Here is a 19,911-nt window from a genome sequence, read left to right as displayed (position 1 = left end):
ACGGCGCATTCAGCGTCTGCACGATGATTGTGGGGCGTGGTGGCCAGCAGTAGGTTGGAGAAATCTGCTGACGGAGAAGCCACCATGCCTGAGTACAAAGCCCCCCTGCGCGACATGCGTTTTCTGATCGACCACGTCTTCGACTTCCACAGCAATTACGCAGCCCTCGGCGCGCAAGACGCCAGCCCGGACATGATCAACGCGATCCTCGAAGAGGGCGCGAAGTTCTGCGAGAACGTTCTCGCGCCGCTCAATCGCAGCGGTGACGAAGAGGGCTGCCATTTCGACAACGGTGTGGTGACAACGCCTACAGGCTTCAAGCAGGCTTTCGCACAATACGTCGAGGGCGGCTGGCACGGTCTGGCCGCAGACCCGACCTACGGCGGTCAGGGCCTGCCGAGTTCGTTGGGGCTGGTGATCAGCGAAATGGTCGGCTCGAGCAACACGTCCTGGGGCATGTACCCGGGCCTGACCCATGGCGCGATGTCGGCGATCCACGCCCATGGCAGCGCCGAGCAAAAAGACACCTACCTGAGCAAACTCACCGCCGGCCAGTGGACCGGCACCATGTGCCTGACCGAAGCCCATTGCGGCACCGACCTGGGCATCATCAAGACCCGCGCCGTGCCCCAGGCCGACGGAAGTTACGCGGTCACCGGCAGCAAGATTTTCATCTCCGCCGGCGAACACGACATGAGCGACAACATCATCCATCTGGTGTTGGCTAAGCTGCCGGACGCGCCGGCCGGGACCAAAGGGATTTCACTGTTTATCGTGCCGAAGTTCTTGCCGGATGCGGCGGGTGAAGCGGGGGCGCGCAACGGCGTGTCCTGCGGTTCGATCGAGCACAAGATGGGCATCAAGGCCTCGGCCACTTGCGTGTTGAACTTCGACGGCGCCAAGGGTTATCTGATCGGCGAGCCGAACAAGGGCCTCAACTGCATGTTCACCATGATGAACCACGCGCGGCTCGGCACTGGCATGCAGGGTTTGTGTCTGGGCGAAGCAAGCTTCCAGGGCGCGATAAAATACGCCAACGACCGCTTGCAGATGCGCTCGCTGACCGGCGCCAAAGCCCCGGAAAAAGCCGCCGATCCGATCATCGTCCACCCCGATGTGCGGCGCATGCTGCTGACCATGAAGGCGTTCAACGAAGGCAACCGCGCGCTGACCTACTTCACTGCGCAACTGCTCGATGTCGCTCACCTGAGCAGCGATGCCGAGGCGCGTCAGGAAGCCGAAGACCTGCTGGCGTTCCTCACGCCGATCTGCAAAGCGTTCATGACCGACACCGGCCTGGAAGTGACCAACCACGGCATGCAAGTGTTCGGTGGCCACGGTTTTATCCGCGAATGGGGCATGGAGCAGTTGGTGCGCGATTGCCGGATCGCTCCGATCTACGAAGGCACCAACGGCATTCAGGCGCTGGATTTGCTCGGGCGCAAGGTGCTGGGCAGTCAGGGCAAGTTGCTGCGTGGGTTTACCAGAATCGTCCACAAGTTCTGCGCGGCCAACGCCGAACATCCGCAGTTGGGCAGTTTCGTTGCGCAGCTCAATGAGCTCAATCAGCAGTGGGGCGATCTGACCATGAAGGTCGGCATGGCGGCGATGAAGAACCCGGATGAAGTGGGCGCGGCGTCGGTGGATTACCTGATGTACAGCGGCTACATCATTCTCGGTTATCTGTGGTTGCGCATGGCGTTGGTGGCGCAGGCGCAGTTGGAGGCGGGCGAGGGCGAGGCGGACTATCTGCAGGGCAAATTGGCGACGTGTGAGTTTTACTTCAAACGCCTGTTGCCGCGTACGGCGGCGCATCGGGCGGCGATCGAGGCGGGGAGTGATTGTTTGATGAAGTTGCCTGCGGAGTTGTTCGCTCTGTAATGCTTGTCCTGCTCAATGAAGGAGCCCGCTGATTGCGGGCTTCTTTATGGGTGAGTTGCGGTGACTAAAAATAACAAATCGGTCACCGGTTGACCCTATGTGTCGCAAAAGTTGTTGAGGTACACTCCAGCTCAACGAAAATACCATTCCACGAATCACCGTTTAGATCTTGCGAGGTTTGCCATGGCTGACTACAAAGCGCCGCTGCGCGATATGCGCTTCGTCCTCAATGAAGTGTTCGAGGTCGCCAAACTCTGGGCCGAACTGCCAGCGCTGGCCGAGACTGTCGACGCCGAAACCGTTGAAGCCATTCTCGAAGAGGCCGGCAAGGTCACCAGCAAAAGCATCGCGCCGCTGAGCCGTGCCGCTGACGAAGAAGGCTGTCACTGGGCTGAAGGTGCCGTCACCACGCCGGCCGGTTTCCCACAGGCCTATCAGACTTATGCCGAAGGCGGCTGGGTCGGCGTCGGTGGCGATCCCCAATACGGCGGCATGGGCATGCCTAAAGCCGTGTCGGCGCAGGTTGAAGAGATGGTCAACTCCGCCAGCCTGTCCTTCGGTTTGTACCCGATGCTGACCGCTGGCGCTTGCCTGTCGATCAACGCCCACGCCAGCGAAGAGCTGAAAGCCGCTTACCTGCCGAACATGTACGCCGGCGTCTGGGCCGGTTCGATGTGTCTGACCGAGCCGCACGCCGGCACCGACCTGGGGATCATCCGCACCAAGGCCGAGCCTCAGGCCGACGGTTCCTACAAGGTCAGCGGCACCAAGATCTTCATCACCGGCGGCGAACACGACCTCACCGAAAACATCATTCACCTGGTGCTGGCCAAACTGCCGGATGCCCCAGCGGGCCCGAAAGGCATTTCGCTGTTCCTGGTGCCGAAGTTCATGGTCAACGCCGACGGCAGCCTGGGCGCGCGTAACCCGGCGAACTGCGGTTCGATCGAACACAAGATGGGCATCCAGGCATCCGCGACCTGTGTGATGAACTTTGACGAAGCCGTGGGTTATCTGGTCGGCGAGCCGAACAAAGGTCTGGCCGCGATGTTCACCATGATGAACTACGAGCGCCTCGGTGTTGGTATTCAGGGCCTGGCGACCGGAGAGCGCTCCTACCAGAACGCCGTCGAATACGCCCGCGACCGTCTGCAAAGCCGTTCGCCGACCGGCGCGCAGAACAAAGACAAAGTCGCTGACCCGATCATCGTTCACCCGGACGTGCGCCGCATGCTGTTGACCATGAAAGCCTCGAACGAAGGCGGCCGGGCGTTCTCTACCTACGTGGCGATGCAACTCGACACTGCCAAGTTCAGCGAAGACGCCACCACGCGCAAGCGTGCGGAAGATCTGGTCGCGTTGCTGACGCCGGTGGCCAAGGCGTTCCTCACCGATCTGGGACTGGAAACCACCGTGCACGGCCAGCAGATTTTCGGCGGCCACGGCTACATCCGCGAGTGGGGCCAGGAACAACTGGTGCGTGACGTGCGCATCACGCAAATCTACGAAGGCACCAACGGCATTCAGGCGCTGGACCTGGTCGGGCGCAAGATCGTCGGCAGCGGTGGCGCGTTCTACAAGTTGTTCGCTGACGAGATCCGTCATTTCACCGCAACCGCCAGCGCCGATCTGGGTGAGTTCACCAAGCCGTTGAATGATGCTGTGAACACCCTCGACGAGCTGACGTCCTGGCTGCTGGATCAGGCGAAAACCAACCCGAACGAAATCGGCGCGGCTTCGGTCGAATATCTGCAAGCGTTTGGATACGTTTCCTACGCCTACATGTGGGCGTTGATGGCCAAAGCCTCATTGGGCAAAGAAGCGCAGGACGATTTCTATGCCAGCAAACTGGGCACCGCGCGCTTCTACTTCGCCCGTCTGCTGCCGCGTATTCACTCGTTGAGTGCGTCGGTGAAGGCCGGTAGCGAGTCGCTGTTCCTGCTGGATGCGGCGCAATTCTGATGCGATGTCGTCGTGTAAGCATTCTCTTACATGACGTGCTGCTGTTCTCCCATATGCGTAGATTGGATCCACGGCTAATCTACATTTCATGGACGTCGCGCAGGAAGCGCAAAGCAACAACACGGACACGTAGGATTCTGCCAGGGTGGCGGAGTGAAAAGGATGTCAGGGAAACAGTCTGCAAAGCCCCGCTTCGGCGGGGTTTTCTTTTGCCTGAAGAAAAGTGTTCAGGCCAATGGATCCAGCGCTGGCTTCATTTCACGTTCCATCACCTCTTCCAGCAATGTTCGCAATAGCGCCAAAGAGGCCTGCTGGCGTTGCACATCGCGACAGACCAGCCCAACCTTCAGCGGCACCCGTGGTTCGCTCAGCGGTTTCCACAGCAGATCCTGATCGTCGTACTCCTTTTGCGAACGCCCGGGCAGCACCGTCGCCAGTTTGGTGTGCGGCAAACTGTCGAGAATCCCCACCATATTGTTCAACTCGGCTTGCACCTGCGGACGTCGTCCGAGTGCGGTCAGTTGCGCCTGCCAGATCTGGCGGATCTGAAACTCTTCGCCCAGCAGTAGCATCGGCAACTCGGCAGCCTGGCGCATCGAGACTTTCTTGAATTCACGCAAGGGGTGATCGGCCGGGATAACCAGCGTCAGTTCATCTTCATAGAGCATCACGCCATGCAGGCCCGGTTGGCGCGGCGGTAGATAACTGATGCCGATGTCCAGCGAGCCGTTGAGCAGGCGGCGTTCGATCTCAAGCCCGGTCAATTCATAAATCTGCACCACCAGATGCGGCTGCGCCTTGCGCACGCGCTCAAGCATTTGCGGTACCAGACTGGTATGAACCGTTTGCAGCACGCCGATGGCCAGCGTGCGCAGGGCCTGACCCTTGAAGTTGCCCAATGCCTCACGCGCCCGTTGCAGGCCATCAAGCAGCGGCACGGCGTGGTTGTACAACGTGTGCGCGGCGAGGGTGGGCAGCAGGCGTTTGCTGCTGCGTTCGAACAAGGTGACGTCGAGGTTCTGTTCGAGCTGACGGATCTGCTGCGACAGTGCCGGTTGCGAGATCGAAAGGCGCTCCGCCGCCCGGCCAACATGGCCTTCTTCGTAGACCGCGACGAAATAACGCAGTTGTTTGAAATCCATAAGTAATGCTTATCGAAATTGCTGGGAAATCGAAATGGCCCGCAGGCCTCGGTGAGCCTAGTCTAACCGCATTCACAAGGCTTACAGGGCCAGAAAGCGCGATGAATAGCGTTCGCTTCGACAGTGTTTACATAGGCAGTTCAAAACACTTCAAACGAGGTGTTTTTCAATGAATCTGTTCAGTTTGCGGCGCCAGACGCCGAGTCTTGATGACCTCGCCTTCGAGGCCAACCCTTCAGACATCAGCGAAAATCTCAGCACCGGGCGCCTGATGCCCAGCGTCGAACGGCCGCAACAGGTGTTCGTCCGTGGTCAGGGATCGTGGCTGTGGGACAGCAACGACCGCGCATACCTCGACTTTTCCCAGGCCGGTGGCGCCAACAGTCTTGGTCACAGCCCATCAGCGCTGGTCAAAGCGATTGCCAGCCAAGCGCAGGCGCTGATCAATCCCGGTTTCAATCTGCACAATCGTGGGATGCTCAGCCTCGCCGAGCGCCTTTGCGCTGCTACTTCCAGCGATCAGGCGTATTTGCTCAACAGCGGCAGCGAAGCCTGTGAAGCGGCGATCAAACTGGCGCGCAAATGGGGCCAACTGCATCGCGGCGGCGCCTCGCGGATTATCGTTGCGAAGCAGGGTTGTCATGGTCGCAGCCTGGCGACGATTTCCGCCTCGGACAGCTGCAACCTGCACAACCGTTTCGCGCCGCTGTTGCCGGGTTTCGATCTGGTGCCGTTCAACGACTTGCCGGCGCTGCATGCGGCGGTCGATGCGCAGACCGTGGCGATCATGCTGGAGCCGATCCAGAGCGACGCCGGCGTCGTTCCGGCCACCGAGCATTACCTCAAGGGTGTCGAACGTCTCTGCCGTGAGCTGGGAATTCTGCTGATCCTCGACGAAGTGCAGACCGGTATCGGCCGCTGCGGCACTTTGCTCGCTGAACAGACCTACGGCGTGCGTGCCGATATCGTCGTGCTCGGCAAAGGGCTTGGCGGCGGTGTGCCCTTGGCGGCACTGTTGGCCCGTGGCAAGGCCTGCTGTTTCGAGGCGGGCGAACTCGGCGGCACCCATCACGGCAACGCGCTGATGACCGCGGCCGGTCTGGTCGTGCTCGACAGCGTGTACGACCGCAGCTTCCTCCAGCAGGTCAACGACAACGGCCAGCACTTGCGGGAAGGCTTGGCGCGATTGGCGCACCGCTATGAACACGGCGAACTGCGTGGCCAAGGGCTGTTCTTCGGACTGACCCTGTCAGACGATTCCGCCGAAGCCGTGGTCCACGCCGCCCTGCACGAAGGCCTGCTGCTCAACGCCCCGCAAGCCAACTGCCTGCGCTTCACCCCGGCCCTCACCGTGAGCAAAACCAACATCGACGAAATGCTCCTGCGCCTGGGCCGTGCCTTCTCGCGAGTGCGCACCGCCCAACTGCAGTGCCGCAAAGGGATTGCCGTCTGAACTGAAGTTTCCTACCCGAATTAAAGAACCGTCTCGCGGTATAACGCACGCCCCACGCCTGATTCTTTTGGCGTGGGGCATTTTTTTGTGGCCGGGTTTTACAGGTGGCGTTTAGTGCTTGAGTGTTCGTGGTACGAATGGTTTTTTAGAAAGCGCCGGCAGGGGATGCGGGTTAAGGCCGATCGATATTTTCGAGACGGATGGCTTTGTAATCTATACCACTAGGTGGTATGTTTTTTGGGAAGGGATACCGATGTCATTCAGGCTGTTCAAAACCAAAGGTTTTGCGATACGAGCCGGCAAGGCATGGATCAGCGACGAGGAGCTCCGGGAAGCGTTTTGCCAAATGCTGGAAGGGCAGGCTGATGATCTTGGTGGTGGCGTCTGGAAGAAGCGTTTGGACGCTAATCGTCATCGCTCGATTGTTTTGGCGAAGGGAGGGCGCTACTGGATCTATCAAGTGCTGTTCGCCAAGAAGGATCAGAGCAACATCAGTCCCACTGAACTGAAGAATTTACGAACGTTAGCCAAAGCGTACGCGCAACTGACCGATGAGCAGATTCGGGATTTGTTGGCGATGAAGGAGTTTGTGGAGATATTTCATGAGTAAGAAATTCAAAAGTGAAGTTTTTGAATCGATACACGAGTCAGCCAGTGCTCTTCTGGCTGTCGGAGCAATCAGCAAGGCAACCATGCGGGAGTTTGATGAGTCTTGCCTGGCAACGGTTCCAGAAGCGATCCCGGCCGATCAGATCAAGGCGCTACGCGAGCGCAATAATGTCAGTCAGCCGGTTTTCGCACGGTATTTGAATACCAGTGCATCGACGATCAAACAGTGGGAATCGGGAGACAAGCATCCAAGTGGGATGGCCCTCAAGCTGCTGAGTATCGTGCAGAAGCATGGGCTGAAAATTCTGGCTTGAGCCGGTGGGAAGCTATTGCACTGAACCCTGACGAACGGCGCGGGTCGATTAGCTTGTATGGCTCAAGTGAGCCAACCCCCATTCAGGAGCTGCCCCATGGATTTTATTCGGATCATCATCGCTATTCTGTTGCCGCCACTGGGTGTGTTTCTGCAGGTCGGGTTTGGCGGGGCGTTCTGGTTGAACATTCTGCTGACGTTGTGCGGGTATATTCCGGGGATCGTGCATGCGGTGTATATCATCGCCAAGCGTTGAGTGACGTAGCGCCTAATAGATAGCTTTCGCGAGCAGGCTCGCTCCCACATTGGATCTGTGTTGTCCACAAATCCCCTGTGGGAGCGAGCCTGCTCGCGAATGGGGCAACGCGGTTTTGAATGGGACGCGGTGATCAGTCCGCCAAGCCCATCACCCGCCGATAAAACTTCCACTCCTGCTCCAGCGCATGTGCCTGATTGGCGGCGCGACGGAAACCGTGGCGTTCGTCGGGGTAGTAATGGGCTTCGACCGGGATGCTGTTCTGCTCCAACGCTGTGACCATATCGCGGGTTTGTTGCGGAACAACCACGGCGTCCAGTTCACCCTGAAAAAAGATCACCGGCACGCGGATATTGCTCGCATGCAGCAACGGTGTACGCGCTGCATACCGCGCGACGTCTCGATCGGGATCGCCGATCAGCCAGTCCAGATAATCACCTTCGAACTTATGCGTCGCCCGAGCCAACGCCACCGGGTCGCTAACCCCGTAAAGGCTGGCGCCGGCGCGGAAGACTTGCTTGAACGCCAGCGCACACAACGTGGTGTAACCGCCTGCGCTGCCACCACGGATGCATGCCCGCTCCCCGTCGATCAAGCCTTGTTCGGCAAGATACGCAACGACGGCGCAAGCATCCTCGACATCCACCTGGCCCCAGCTCAGATGCAACGCCTGACGATATTCCCGGCCATATCCGCTGCTGCCGCGATAGTTGAGATCAGCGACGGCGAAGCCACGTTGCGTCCAGTACTGAATGCGCGGGTCGAGCATCGGGTAGCAGGCTGACGTCGGGCCGCCGTGGATGAACACCACCAGCGGCGGTTTCGTCTCTCCGCTCATGGATGGATAAAAGAACCCATGCGCTTCGCCCGAACCGCTTGGATAACGCAACGTTTGCGGACGGCTGATGCGTTCGGCGGGCAGAGGCGCCATGCCACCGGCCAGCACTTTCACTTCGCGTGTAGCTCGATCAAGGGTGATAACCGCCGAAGGACTGATCGGCGAGGCGGCAATGCAGTAGATGAATTGCGCATCCAAAGCCAGATGACGGAAGCGGCTGTAGTCGCCGGTGAAATCTTCATCGCCGAAAGTCAGGCGACCAAAACCACCTTCACTCCAACTGGCTAAAAACGATTCCTCAACAGGCAACCAGGTGCAGCCGCCCAGTTGCCACGGCGCCGGTGCATGATCGGCCGGCGCGGCAGGCAGTGGCTCCAAACCATCAGAAGTCTCAGCCCACGGTTGCCAGAATCCACCGCGATCGGTCAGGCAATACAGCCGACCTTCAGCATCAAATCGTGGCTGTTGAATGGACTCTTCAACCTCATCGCCAGCAACGCAGCGCGGCGAACCGAATGTGCCGTCAGCCAAGCGTTCAGCCACCATCAACCGGGTCGACGTCCACGGCTGATGCGGCCGGCTCCACTCGATCCACGCTAAACGCTGGCCATTCGGGCTGATAGTTGGCGAAGCATAAAAATCCGCGCCCTCAACCAACAAATGCCGTGCCCCGTCGGCGAGATCAATCGCCACCAGCCGATGCTGATCTTGCTGTTCTTCAACCGCCAGCACTTGGCCGAAGGCAAAACGCAGATCGCCATAACGGCACTCGCCCGACGTCAGCGCCTCAGGCGCTCCATCCAGCGTCTGCCGATACAACTGCTGATTCGCCTCAGCGACGAAAACTACCCCATCCGGCGTCAGACAAAACGCACCACCGCCATATTCGTACACCCGACTGCGCACACTGAAACCATCCGGCGTCAGACATTTCGCCACACCATCGCGCCAATGCCAGATCCGGCACGCGGCATCTTCAGGGCGGTATTCATTCCAGAACAGCCCACTGGCACCGAGTTGCAGCTCGGCGAAATCCATGCCGGCAGCAACGGCTTGCGAAGCGCTGAAAGGCTCAGCCTTTAGCGATGAGGCGCGAGTTTCGTTCATTGCGAAAGGCCAGTTGTTCGATGGTTTGAGTGGCGGTCTCGGCTTCTTCGCGGGCCGTGAGGATCACGCCGTGGTGTTCGGATTTGCTGCACACAGGGTCGGCATTGCTCGCATCACCAGTAAGCATGAATGCCTGGCAGCGGCAGCCACCGAAGTCTTTTTCTTTCTCGTCGCAGGAGCGGCACGGCTCCGGCATCCAGTCGTAACCGCGAAAGCGGTTGAAGCCGAACGAGTCGTACCAGATGTGCTGCATGCTGTGATCGCGCACATTGGGAAATTGTACCGGCATCTGTCGGGCGCCATGGCAGGGCAGGGCCGTGCCGTCCGGGGTGACCGTCAGAAAGATGCTACCCCAGCCGTTCATGCAGGCTTTCGGGCGTTCTTCGTAGTAATCCGGGGTGACGAAAATCAGCTTGCACGGATGCCCTTCGGCTTCCAGCTTCGCCCGATATTCGTTGGTGATGCGTTCGGCGCGCACCAATTGCTCTTTGGTCGGCAACAGGCCGACACGATTGAGCTGTGCCCAACCGTAGAACTGGCAGGTGGCGAGCTCGACGAAGTCGGCTTCAAGCGCAATGCACAGTTCGATGATGCGGTCGATCTTGTCGATGTTATGTCGATGGGTGACGAAGTTCAGCACCATCGGATAACCGTGGGCCTTCACCGCGCGGGCCATTTCCAGCTTCTGCGCGAAGGCTTTTTTCGAGCCGGCGAGCAGGTTGTTCACTTGCTCGTCGCTGGCCTGGAAACTGATCTGGATGTGATCGAGGCCGGCCTTCTTGAAGTCGCTGATTTTCTGTTCGGTCAGACCAATGCCGGAGGTGATCAGGTTGGTGTAGAAACCCAACTGCCGTGCTTCATGAATCAGCTCGGCGAGATCCTGACGCACCAGCGGCTCGCCGCCGGAAAAGCCCAGTTGCGCCGCGCCCATCTCCCGCGCTTCGCGAAACACCTTGATCCACTGCTCGGTGCTCAGCTCTTTGCCCTGCTCGGCGAAATCCAGCGGATTGGAGCAGTACGGGCATTGCAGCGGGCAGCGGTAGGTCAGCTCGGCGAGCAGCCACAGCGGCAGGCCGACTTCAGGCTTGGGCGGCAGATCAGGCAAGTTCGATCCAGTGCTGTGCACGGGCAACCTCCATGAATTGCTCGATGTCGTCACCGAGCTCAGGCACGCCGGGGAACTGCTCATCGAGCTTGGCAATGATCGCCGCCACATCGCGTTCGCCGTCGATCAAACCACCAATCAGCGCAGCCGTTTCGTTGAGTTTGATCATGCCTTCCGGGTAGAGCAGCACATGGCCTTTCTGTGCCGGCTCGTACTGGAAGCGGTAGCCGGGACGCCAGGTCGGGACTTTGCTGCGGTCGAAACTCATAAGGTGATTCCTTTATGCCAGACGCGTTGTTCGGTCACGCTGTGATACGGCGGGCGGTTCAGTTCGTAGGCCATGCTCATGGCATCGAGCATGCTCCAAAGAATGTCCAGTTTGAACTGGAGAATTTCCAGCATGCGCTCCTGGCCATCGCGGGTTTTGTAGTGCTCGAGCGTGATCGCCAGACCGTGCTCGACATCGCGGCGCGCCTGACCGAGACGGGTGCGGAAGTATTCGTAACCGGCCGGGTCGATCCACGGGTAATGCTGCGGCCAGCTGTCGAGGCGCGACTGGTGGATCTGTGGCGCGAACAGCTCGGTCAGCGAGCTGCTGGCGGCTTCCTGCCAACTGGCGCGGCGGGCGAAGTTGACGTAGGCGTCGACGGCGAAACGCACGCCGGGCAGCACCAGTTCCTGCGAGCGCAGTTGATCCGGGTCGAGACCGACCGCTTGACCGAGACGCAGCCAGGCTTCGATGCCGCCGTCTTCGCCGGGGGCACCGTCGTGGTCAAGCAGGCGCTGAATCCACTCGCGGCGGATTTCGCGGTCCGGGCAATTGGCGAGGATCGCCGCGTCTTTCAGGGGGATGTTCACCTGATAGTAGAAGCGGTTGGCGACCCAGCCCTGGATCTGCTTGCGGGTGGCGCGGCCTTCATACATCGCCACGTGATATGGGTGGTAAATGTGGTAGTAGGCGCCTTTGGCGCGCAGGGCCGCTTCGAATTCGGTGGGGGACAGCGGGGTGTCGGTCATTGCGGTTCTCCGGGGAACAACCGTTGGAATCCTGGGTATCTATTCGGACGCCTTCGCGAGCAAGCTCGCTCCCACAGGGTTTGTGAACGCCACAGATCCAATGTGGGAGCGAGCTTGCTCGCGAAGAGGCCGGTCGCTACAACACAATACTCATGCCGTCATACGCCACTTCAACATTACGCCGCGCCAACTCCGCACGCTCCGGCGAATCCTCATCGAGAATCGGATTGGTGTTGTTGATGTGGATTAGCACCTTGCGCTGCTCTGGCAGTTGTTCCAGCACTTCGAGCATGCCGCCAGGCCCGTTTTGCGCCAGGTGGCCCATCTCACGACCGGTGCGAGTGCCAACGCCACGGCGCTGCATTTCATCGTCATCCCACATCGTGCCGTCCACCAACAGGCAATCGCTGCCGGCCATGATCTCCAGCAACGGCGCATCGACCTTGCCCAGACCCGGCGCATAGAACAGCTTGCCGCCAGTCTTCAGGTCTTCAACGATCAAACCGATGTTGTCGCCCGGGTGCGGATCGAAGCGATGCGGCGAGTACGGCGGCGCGGCGCTACGCAATGGCAGCGGGGTGAACCGCAGGTTCGGGCACGCCGCCACAGTGAAGCTCTGGTCGAGTTCGATGCGGTTCCAGTCCAGCCCACCATTCCAGTGGGTGAGCATCTTGAACAGCGGAAAACCAGTGCTGAGGTCTTCGTGAACCATGTCCGTGCACCAGACCTGATGCGGGCAGCCTTCGCGCAGGCTGAGCAGGCCGGTGGTGTGGTCGATCTGGCTGTCCATAAGGATGATCGCGCTGATGCCGGTGTCACGCAGGGCGCGGCCCGGTTGCATCGGGGCGAAGCTTTGCAGCTGCGCGCGGATGTCTGGCGAGGCGTTGCACAGCACCCAGTTCACGCCGTCATCGGAAATCGCGATGGACGATTGGGTACGGGCCTTGGCATTCAGGCTGCCGTCGCGAAAACCTGCGCAGTTGACGCAGTTGCAGTTCCACTGCGGAAAACCGCCGCCAGCGGCCGAACCCAGAATCTGGACGAACATGAACACTCCATCATTTCAACGCGGAAAATAAAACGCCCCGGCGAGCCGAGGCGTTGCACTGCAATTCTACGTAAGCAGAACTCAGCGGCTGGCGAAGTACATGGTGACTTCGAAGCCGATACGCAGGTCGGTGTAAGCAGGTTTTGTCCAGGACATAGGGTGTCTCCTCGGGTTGGGTGGGATAGCGCTGTCCATAGGTATAGTCCACGGCAGCGCAAAGATGTTCCAAATAGTTAGGCTGCTATGTTACTCAAAATTTCACAGGGTTTGCCCGTGAATCTTTGAGAAAGCTCCTTGCAGCGTCGGTAATGATCAATTTGCTGCTTGCCATGGTGTTCCAGGCGCGGTGTCGCTGGCAAGGCAGAGCCAGCCGCCTTCGGCGTTGATTAAACGCTGAGCAGCCGCGAGCAATGTCGGTCGATCCAGTGGGCGGATCGCACTGATCATTTGCTCAAGATAATCCGACGAGTGGCCAGCGAGTCTCGCCTGCCAGAGCAGTTCGGCAGCGTCTTTGCTGGACAGATTGGCCTCATCGAATTGATCCGCAAGATTCTGCCGTTGCTGGGTGAAGCTTGCCTCATCGAGCTGTTCGATCAGGGCTGGAATACCCTTGAGAAACTGTTGAATGTGCTTGAGCAACTCTGCAGGTTTGGCACTTGGCGATTGCACGCCGAACAGGAGGGCGGTCTGGCCCTGGATCTGGCGCAGGGCACTGAATACCGCGTAACCCAATTGCAGCTCGACTCGCAAACGCTGATAGAACGGTGTCTGACACAGCTGTGCGAGCATTCGCCAGGCGGCTTCGTCGGTGGTGTCGCTGCTGGCGGTCGGGCAGCACAACAGTAAGGCGTGTTCGCTGGAGGCGGTATCGATGTGGCTCCAGTGTTGTTGCTCTTTGATCGTCGTCGGCGTTGGCAGCTGATTGTCCGGTATCCCGGGAATACGGCTCAGGGCCAGGCCCATGGCGGATTGCGTCTGTTGGTTGAGCCCTAGAGCGAGGCCGTTCCAGTGCGCAGTTGTCCACAGGTGTTTGACGTCGTCGCCGGTTTTGGTTGATTGCAGAACATGTTCCGGCAGTGCTTTAAGCAGTTGGCGGATGGGGATTAGTGGGGTTTCCAGCTCCATGCGCGGCGAATCAGCGTCAACTTGTGTCAGATTTTTCAACGCATGCTCGAGGACGCTGGGCATTGATTCTTGCAGGCCGGTGAGCTTCAGCAGCCATTGATTGCCAGAGACGCTGAAAGACAGGTCGACGCCCGCCTCTCGGGCGTCCTGCTGCGTTTGCCGAAGACTGCGTTGCAATCTCGATTGCAGATCAGCGCTGGCCGCATCCTCCACCTGCCAACGCAGATAAATCGCGCCTTGATCAGTGCTGTCCGGCAACGCCTGACTGAACTGCATCGGTGAGCGTTCACGACGGCCGCGCGAACGATCCTGAGCAAATGTACGCAGGCCCCGGTGGGCACTGGTCTGGCCGCGAATCAGCCCGGCGTTCGCCAAAGGCTCATTGGGCCGCAGGAATGGATTGGCGGCAGGCAGGTGCCAGTGGTCGCTGAAGTTATCCACAGTGCCGATTTCACCGAGGATGTGAGCAAGGGCTCCAACGCCCGCGTCGGACAGGCCATTTTCCAACTGCTCAGTGTCGAGCCGCGCCAGTTGCAGCGCGCCGCTGACTTGCTGCTGACGTTCAAGCAAAGCTGCGTATTCTTTGCGCAGCGGCGCCCAATCCTGTTGAGCAAAGAAACTCAGCCAATCCAGCACCTGCTCGCCGATGGCGTTTAACGCTTCGGAGTTTGCGGTGAACTCAAGATGGAGCAACGCTTGCCCGGCAAAGTGATAGACCGGCGCAGCGTGTAATCCATCAGCCAGGTTCTGCTCCTGCAAATGTGCCAGTAACCCGGCGGGTTTCGCGCTGTTCAGCCAATGGCATAGAAATGCCAAAGCCTCGACAGACGATTCAGGCAAGGCATCAAACGCAAACAACAGACTGGCGCGTCGCGCACCGACCTGTTGATAACTTTTTACCGCCAACAGCAGAGGCTTGGCCTGCGCAACTTTATCCCCAACCGGTAAAGTTGCCGCGAACTCCTCCGCCAGCGCTTTCAGTTCTTCAAGGGTCTGTGGCCCAACCAGACTCAAGGTCATTTGCCCAGTCCGATAAAACTGCTGGTGGAAGTTTTTCAACGCCTGTTGAAACTCAAACTGTTCTACCTGAAGGCTGTCCCGATTCCCTGCATGAAACCCGCGCAATGGATGCTTTGCTGGCAAACCTTCGTACAAGGCAAACTGCTGCTGCGCCGCAGAATCCTGCGACCAAGCGACAAATTCCGCCTGCAACACTTCCCGTTCCCGCAACTGATCGTCCAGATTCATACGCGGTTTGGCGAGCATGTCTGACAGACGCTCCAGACCGTCGCTGAATGAGCGCGTCGGCAATTCAAAGAAAAAGTCAGTAGTACGTTCGCGCGTGCTGGCATTTACCTGCCCACCGTGACGCTGCACGTAGGCCATCAGCCCTTCGTTTGCAGGAAAACGCTCAGTGCCGAGAAACAGCAAATGCTCGAGGAAATGCGCCAGCCCTGGCCACGCCAATGGCACGTCATGGCTACCGGCAGCCACGCGCAATACGGCGGCGCTGCGCTTGAGATCTGGCACGTGGCGCAAGGTCACGCACAAGCCATTGGCCAGGTTTTCGGTATAAGGGCGGGGGTGAGTCGGCGCAGGCATGGGCACTTCCAGAACAGTGAAGTGCCAATGCTAGCGGATTAGCGCTGGTTGAGCGCGCCGTAAAGCTCCGGACGGCGGTCGCTGAGGTAGCGATTGGCCGCGCGGGAGTCGAGCATCAGTTGCCGATCCAATTCACCGACGATCAACGCTTCGTCGAGACCGGCCTGAGCGATGCGCCTGCCATCCGGTGCGGCGAGGCTGCTTTGCCCGCAATAATGGATCTCGCCTTCGTTGCCGCAATAGTTGGCGTAGGCCACGTAGCACTGGTTTTCGAAAGCACGTGAACGCACGGTGACATCAGCGACGAAATCGAACGGAATCATGTTCGCCGTCGGCACCAGAATCAGCTCGGCGCCGGCGAGTGCCAGACGCCGGGTATTCTCCGGAAACTCCAGGTCGTAGCAGATCAGGAAGCCGAGCTTCCAGCCGTTGAGTTCGACGATTGGGAAAACATCATCGCCCGGGCTGAACATCGCGCGGTCGAGATCACCGAACAGGTGGGTCTTGCGGTAATTGCACAGGCGCTCGCCGTGCGAATCGATCAACTGCACCGCGTTGTAAATCTGCCCGTCGGCAGTGCGCTCTGGATAGCCATAAACAATCGCCAAACCGGCAGCTTTGGCGATTCGCCCGATTTGCTGCGCCCATTCACCGTTGTAGACCTCGGCCAGTGTGCTGACTGCTTCGGCGCCGATGTTGTAGCCGGTCATGAACATTTCGGGCAGCACCAGCAGGTCGGCGCCCTTGGCCTCCATCGCCACTTGATGCAGGCGTTGCAGGTTGGCGGCGGGGTCCAGAGGTAGCGGCGGACATTGGTAAAGGGCTACACGCATCAGGGATTCCTCTTACTCGGGCAGGGCGATAGGGCCGATGTCTTTGAACACATCACCCGGGCCCGGGTTCGCTTTATGTGTCGAACCGCCGAAATGCTTCATGATCCCCCACACCGCGTTGAGCGAGGTCTGCACTGCGCCTTCGACCCACGCCGGTGTCCACGAAACGTCGTCACCGGCGATGAAAATCCCGCGTTGTTCAGCTGGCATTTCATCCTGCATGAAGTGCGCGTACATGCGCTGGTTGTAGCGATAGTGGCCGGGCAGGGCGCCTTTGAATGCACCGAGGAAGTAAGGGTCGGCTTCCCAGGAAACAGTGATCGGATCGCCGATGATCCGCGCGGCGATGTCGACTTTCGGGTAAATCTTTTTCAACGCGTTCAACGCCAGCTCAACGCGCTTTTCCACTGGGTGCGGAAGCATTTTCAACGCGTCGCTCATCCACGAGTACGACAGGCAGATCACGCCCGGTTTGTCGTCGCCGTTGTCGAACAGATACGTGCCGCGAGTCAGGCGATCGGTGAGGGTCATGCTCATCAGGTCGCGGCCGGTTTCCGGGTCCTTGTCCTTCCAGAATGGGCGGTCGACCATCACGAAAGTTTTCGATGACTGCATGTAGCGGGTGCGGTCCAGTGCCATCCACATCTTCTGCGAGAACAGGCTTTCGTCGCATTCGATCTGGGTGGTCAGCAGCCAGCTCTGGCAGGTGGTCAGCACGGCGGCGTATTCGCGGGTGTCGCCGTTGTTGTCGGTGACCGCGAAGCGGCCGTCCGGCGCATGAGCGATTTTTTTCACCCCGGAACGCGGCGCACCACGGTGCAGGGATTTCAGGCTGGTGCCTTCTGGCCAGTGCACGCAGCGCTCCGGCACATGGCGCCAAATGCCTTGCGGCACTTGCTCGACACCACCGACCACAAGGTGCTGGTGATCGTCGCAGTTGGTCATCACCACGCGGAAGATTTCCAGCATCGAGTTGGGGAAGTCCGAGTCCCAGCCGCCGGTGCCGAAACCAACCTGCCCGAACACTTCACGGTGATGGAACGACAGTTTGGCGAAGGCCTCGGAGGTGGCGACGAAGTCGTAGAACGTGCGGTCGTCCCACAGCGGCACCAGGGTATTCCAGAGTTCTTTCAGGCGCGGCACATCGCGATCGCGAATGGCTTGCTGGATATCGGCGAACTGCGAACCGGCTTCCAGGGCATCCGCCCAGGCGTCAGCCACTTCCTGGAACAGTGCAGGAAGATCCGCCAGTTTCTGTGCGTAATGGGTTTTGCCTTCCAGATCGATCACCGTGCTGCCGGAGGCCGGCGTCAGCGGGTTCGGGAACGGTTTGGTCTCAAGGCCGAGCTTGTCGACGTAGTGATAGAACGCGGTGGACGATACCGGGAAACGCATGCCGCCGAGTTCAGCGACGATACCGTCCGTGCCGTTGAAGGCTTGCGAACGCAGACGACCACCCAGTTTCGACGCCTCGTAAACCACTGGCTTCAGGCCGAGTTTCATCAACTCGTAAGCGGCGACCAGACCGGCAATACCTGCGCCAACGATTGCCACTTCGGCGCCGTGATTGTGTTCAGGAATGGTGCCGAGGCCGGCCGGGTGTTCGATCCAGTCGTCAAAGGCGAACGGAAAGTCCGGACCGAAAATGGTGACTGGTTTCTTACCGTCTGCAGGATGGCGATTGTTCTTGTTCATGGCTGACCTTGCTGGCGACTCGACGCAGGATAGGCGTCTGAGTATAGGAAAAGATGCCAGCCATTCTAGGGAGCGTAGAACACGTTAATAAGACGCAAAGTGTCGTCGTTTTGCCAGATTAGCGATCAATATGACGAGCAGAGACTACACACCGACCAAAATGTGCGAGCGAGCTTGCTCGCGAAGAGGCTCTGAAATTCACCCGAGAAGCTCGATCAAAAGCTCAAACCGGCTGACCCCGATCAATCTTGCTGCTCAAAATGATCGACGTCGTGGTCTTCTCCACCCCGTCTACGCTGCCAATCTGATCGAGCAACTGATCCAGTTGCTCCGGCGAATCCGTGCGCAACCACGCCACATAATCAAACTCGCCACTTACCGCACACAGCTGCTGCACCTGCGCCATCGCACTCAACCGGCGCAATACCTCTTTGCCGGAACGCGGCTGCACCTTGATCCCGACATACGCCTGCAACCCGCCATCGACCACGCGCTGACCCAGGCGCACGCCGTAACCGGTGATCACTCTGGCCTTTTCCAGACGTGCCAATCGTGAGGTTACCGTGGTGCGCGCGATGCCCAATTGCCGGGCAAGCATGGCGACGCTCTCGCGGGCATTGATCTGCAGAGCGGCGATTAGCTGACGGTCGATTTCATCGAGTGCTGGCGGGCGGGTGTCTGGCAAGGGGCGGCTCCATTGGCGCGGATCTTTGGCCTGTGCATGTTACAGGCTCAGTCAGTAGACCGCTTGCAGGCGATGATGCTGAACGCAGACATAGAAAAAACCGCGCCGTCACGCGGTTTTTTACGTGCGTATGGGTAGTCGAATGCTGCGCGAGAAATTTGACAATTTTCGCTCTATCAACTGGTAACTGAAGTAAGCCACCACAAGCACTGCGGCGTAGCAAACTGCCCAAAACAGTAATGCATGCCAGACGCTGTTACCGCTAAGCCCCGTCATGACCCATAGGCGCCCGCAAACACTGAGTGTCAGAACATGCGATAGGTACAGCGAATAGGACATGTCCCCGACGGATCTGAGAAAAGCAGATGCCTTCATTCGACCTTTTGCTTCTTGCAGTGCAAATGCCAACAATAAAAGTGCGTAACCGCCACCGACCGCAACTGCGCGCTCCAGGGAAATGGATTGAATAACATCGGCGTCGCCGACGACATCCCAGGCAAGTGCGTACACGAGTCCAGTCAACCCGATCAATACCATTAGGGGGATGTTAAAAGGGGACGGCGAGGTAGCCGACGAAAGCTTCAGATACGCGATTCCAGCCAAGGCGCCGAAAATGAATTCGATAGAGAACTCATGGAACATGACTCGAAGATAGGGATTGCCCGGCGTATCTGTGAATAACGAAACACCGATAATCGTGATTAACCACAGCATAAATGCATGCGTCGTTTGATTGGCCGGCAGCATCAGGATCAAGGCAAATACGAGATAGAACCAGACTTCGTGGATGAGTGACCAGGCGACCATCAATAAGGGTAACGCCGAACTCGGGAGCAGGAAAAATGATGACGTCATGTCAACAGATCCAGCTTGAGATCCGTTCACCAGCTCGGGCTTGATCTGAGCGACAACGAAGAGGGCGAGAAAATAAACCCAGTAGGTCGGATAAATTCGAAAGAATCGCCCTTTGAGAAAGTCAGCCACTTTGCCTTTAAGACCGAACTTGTTACGGAAAGCGATAATCATCACGAAACCACTGATGACAAAAAACAGATCTACGCCGGTCTGCCCAAAAACAAACAGCTTCGGTAGAAGGCTTTCACCTTGCACATATTTGGCATTGATGAAGAGCGAGTGAAACGCTACGACAAAAAGCGCCGCCAGACCCCTGGCAGCTTGTAACGAGGAAAGTTTGTACACGGTTATTTATCCCTAAAGCCGTCAGACATCCTGTGCTGGC

Annotated in this window: 18 protein-coding genes; 6 read left to right on the top strand and 12 right to left on the bottom strand. The window is 58.8% G+C overall.

The window, feature by feature from the left end; translation table 11 throughout:
- Positions 1-84 precede the first annotated feature (84 nt).
- Positions 85-1,881: an acyl-CoA dehydrogenase C-terminal domain-containing protein gene (locus tag ACZZ0G_RS08995; RefSeq protein WP_463555920.1), complete on the top strand. Its 1,797-nt coding sequence runs from the start codon at positions 85-87 to the stop codon at positions 1,879-1,881.
- Between the two features lie 183 nt (positions 1,882-2,064).
- Positions 2,065-3,843, top strand: a complete 1,779-nt coding sequence (locus ACZZ0G_RS08990) for an acyl-CoA dehydrogenase C-terminal domain-containing protein (RefSeq protein ID WP_463555919.1) — start codon at positions 2,065-2,067, stop codon at positions 3,841-3,843.
- Between the two features lie 227 nt (positions 3,844-4,070).
- Here ACZZ0G_RS08990 and ACZZ0G_RS08985 read toward each other — a convergent pair whose 3' ends face one another.
- Complete coding sequence (locus ACZZ0G_RS08985) at positions 4,071-4,985, bottom strand: LysR family transcriptional regulator (protein ID WP_463555918.1); 915 nt, start codon at positions 4,983-4,985, stop codon at positions 4,071-4,073.
- A 169-nt stretch (positions 4,986-5,154) separates the two neighbouring features.
- Here ACZZ0G_RS08985 and ACZZ0G_RS08980 point away from each other — a divergent pair, with 169 nt between their 5' ends.
- From ACZZ0G_RS08980 to ACZZ0G_RS08965, 4 genes are all read left to right on the top strand, one after another.
- Positions 5,155-6,438: an aspartate aminotransferase family protein gene (locus ACZZ0G_RS08980; protein WP_463555917.1), complete on the top strand. Its 1,284-nt coding sequence runs from the start codon at positions 5,155-5,157 to the stop codon at positions 6,436-6,438.
- A gap of 253 nt (positions 6,439-6,691) precedes the next feature.
- Positions 6,692-7,048: a type II toxin-antitoxin system RelE/ParE family toxin gene (locus ACZZ0G_RS08975; protein ID WP_463398725.1), complete on the top strand. Its 357-nt coding sequence runs from the start codon at positions 6,692-6,694 to the stop codon at positions 7,046-7,048.
- Complete coding sequence (locus ACZZ0G_RS08970; protein WP_053124440.1) at positions 7,041-7,361, top strand: helix-turn-helix domain-containing protein; 321 nt, start codon at positions 7,041-7,043, stop codon at positions 7,359-7,361. Before ACZZ0G_RS08975 ends, ACZZ0G_RS08970 begins: the two co-directional genes overlap by 8 nt.
- 96 nt (positions 7,362-7,457) lie before the next feature.
- Entirely contained in the window at positions 7,458-7,616 is a 159-nt protein-coding gene (locus tag ACZZ0G_RS08965; protein ID WP_003228885.1) for a YqaE/Pmp3 family membrane protein, read from the top strand.
- Between the two features lie 133 nt (positions 7,617-7,749).
- Here the strand turns inward: ACZZ0G_RS08965 and ACZZ0G_RS08960 are convergent, their stop codons facing one another.
- From ACZZ0G_RS08960 to ACZZ0G_RS08910, 11 genes are all read right to left on the bottom strand, one after another.
- Positions 7,750-9,561, bottom strand: coding sequence for a S9 family peptidase (locus tag ACZZ0G_RS08960; protein WP_463555916.1), 1,812 nt, complete (start codon positions 9,559-9,561; stop codon positions 7,750-7,752).
- Positions 9,527-10,666, bottom strand: coding sequence for a pyrroloquinoline quinone biosynthesis protein PqqE (gene pqqE / locus ACZZ0G_RS08955; protein ID WP_463558837.1), 1,140 nt, complete (start codon positions 10,664-10,666; stop codon positions 9,527-9,529). The genes ACZZ0G_RS08960 and pqqE overlap by 35 nt, the downstream gene beginning before the upstream one ends.
- Entirely contained in the window at positions 10,659-10,934 is a 276-nt protein-coding gene (gene pqqD / locus ACZZ0G_RS08950; protein ID WP_095050301.1) for a pyrroloquinoline quinone biosynthesis peptide chaperone PqqD, read from the bottom strand. The genes pqqE and pqqD overlap by 8 nt, the downstream gene beginning before the upstream one ends.
- The gene (pqqC, locus tag ACZZ0G_RS08945) at positions 10,931-11,683 is read right to left on the bottom strand and encodes a pyrroloquinoline-quinone synthase PqqC (protein ID WP_463555915.1); all 753 of its coding nucleotides are present in this window, start codon (positions 11,681-11,683) and stop codon (positions 10,931-10,933) included. Before pqqC ends, pqqD begins: the two co-directional genes overlap by 4 nt.
- Positions 11,684-11,819: 136 nt before the next feature.
- On the bottom strand, positions 11,820-12,731 hold the full coding sequence (gene pqqB / locus ACZZ0G_RS08940; protein ID WP_463398562.1) for a pyrroloquinoline quinone biosynthesis protein PqqB: 912 nt from the start codon (positions 12,729-12,731) through the stop codon (positions 11,820-11,822).
- 81 nt (positions 12,732-12,812) lie between these two features.
- Positions 12,813-12,887 carry a pyrroloquinoline quinone precursor peptide PqqA gene (pqqA, locus tag ACZZ0G_RS08935; RefSeq protein WP_003422658.1) on the bottom strand — a complete coding sequence of 25 codons (75 nt, stop codon included), beginning with the start codon at positions 12,885-12,887 and terminating at the stop codon, positions 12,813-12,815.
- Between the two features lie 156 nt (positions 12,888-13,043).
- Positions 13,044-15,458 (bottom strand): pyrroloquinoline quinone biosynthesis protein PqqF, encoded by a 2,415-nt coding sequence (gene pqqF, locus ACZZ0G_RS08930; RefSeq protein WP_463555914.1) that lies wholly within the window; start codon positions 15,456-15,458, stop codon positions 13,044-13,046.
- A 38-nt stretch (positions 15,459-15,496) separates the two neighbouring features.
- Positions 15,497-16,291: a carbon-nitrogen hydrolase family protein gene (locus ACZZ0G_RS08925; RefSeq protein ID WP_463555913.1), complete on the bottom strand. Its 795-nt coding sequence runs from the start codon at positions 16,289-16,291 to the stop codon at positions 15,497-15,499.
- A gap of 12 nt (positions 16,292-16,303) precedes the next feature.
- Positions 16,304-17,986 (bottom strand): flavin monoamine oxidase family protein, encoded by a 1,683-nt coding sequence (locus ACZZ0G_RS08920; RefSeq protein ID WP_122604323.1) that lies wholly within the window; start codon positions 17,984-17,986, stop codon positions 16,304-16,306.
- A gap of 223 nt (positions 17,987-18,209) precedes the next feature.
- Complete coding sequence (locus tag ACZZ0G_RS08915; protein WP_463555912.1) at positions 18,210-18,671, bottom strand: Lrp/AsnC family transcriptional regulator; 462 nt, start codon at positions 18,669-18,671, stop codon at positions 18,210-18,212.
- Between the two features lie 120 nt (positions 18,672-18,791).
- Positions 18,792-19,871, bottom strand: coding sequence for an acyltransferase family protein (locus ACZZ0G_RS08910; protein ID WP_463555911.1), 1,080 nt, complete (start codon positions 19,869-19,871; stop codon positions 18,792-18,794).
- Between the last annotated feature and the right edge of the window lie 40 nt (positions 19,872-19,911).

It is taken from the genome of Pseudomonas sp. AC169, from assembly GCF_979258515.1.
The sequence above is the reverse complement of the archived record's forward strand: the minus strand, read 5'-3'. Positions and strand labels throughout refer to the sequence as shown.

Coding starts and splice junctions, on each gene's coding strand:
- ACZZ0G_RS08925 (WP_463555913.1), bottom strand. CDS start 16,291: ATGCGTGTAGCCCTTTACCAATGTCCGCCGCTACCTCTGGACCCCGCC.
- ACZZ0G_RS08970 (WP_053124440.1), top strand. CDS start 7,041: ATGAGTAAGAAATTCAAAAGTGAAGTTTTTGAATCGATACACGAGTCA.
- ACZZ0G_RS08965 (WP_003228885.1), top strand. CDS start 7,458: ATGGATTTTATTCGGATCATCATCGCTATTCTGTTGCCGCCACTGGGT.
- ACZZ0G_RS08990 (WP_463555919.1), top strand. CDS start 2,065: ATGGCTGACTACAAAGCGCCGCTGCGCGATATGCGCTTCGTCCTCAAT.
- ACZZ0G_RS08995 (WP_463555920.1), top strand. CDS start 85: ATGCCTGAGTACAAAGCCCCCCTGCGCGACATGCGTTTTCTGATCGAC.
- ACZZ0G_RS08985 (WP_463555918.1), bottom strand. CDS start 4,985: ATGGATTTCAAACAACTGCGTTATTTCGTCGCGGTCTACGAAGAAGGC.
- pqqB (WP_463398562.1), bottom strand. CDS start 12,731: ATGTTCGTCCAGATTCTGGGTTCGGCCGCTGGCGGCGGTTTTCCGCAG.
- pqqF (WP_463555914.1), bottom strand. CDS start 15,458: ATGCCTGCGCCGACTCACCCCCGCCCTTATACCGAAAACCTGGCCAAT.
- ACZZ0G_RS08975 (WP_463398725.1), top strand. CDS start 6,692: ATGTCATTCAGGCTGTTCAAAACCAAAGGTTTTGCGATACGAGCCGGC.
- pqqC (WP_463555915.1), bottom strand. CDS start 11,683: ATGACCGACACCCCGCTGTCCCCCACCGAATTCGAAGCGGCCCTGCGC.
- ACZZ0G_RS08960 (WP_463555916.1), bottom strand. CDS start 9,561: ATGAACGAAACTCGCGCCTCATCGCTAAAGGCTGAGCCTTTCAGCGCT.
- ACZZ0G_RS08920 (WP_122604323.1), bottom strand. CDS start 17,986: ATGAACAAGAACAATCGCCATCCTGCAGACGGTAAGAAACCAGTCACC.
- ACZZ0G_RS08980 (WP_463555917.1), top strand. CDS start 5,155: ATGAATCTGTTCAGTTTGCGGCGCCAGACGCCGAGTCTTGATGACCTC.
- pqqD (WP_095050301.1), bottom strand. CDS start 10,934: ATGAGTTTCGACCGCAGCAAAGTCCCGACCTGGCGTCCCGGCTACCGC.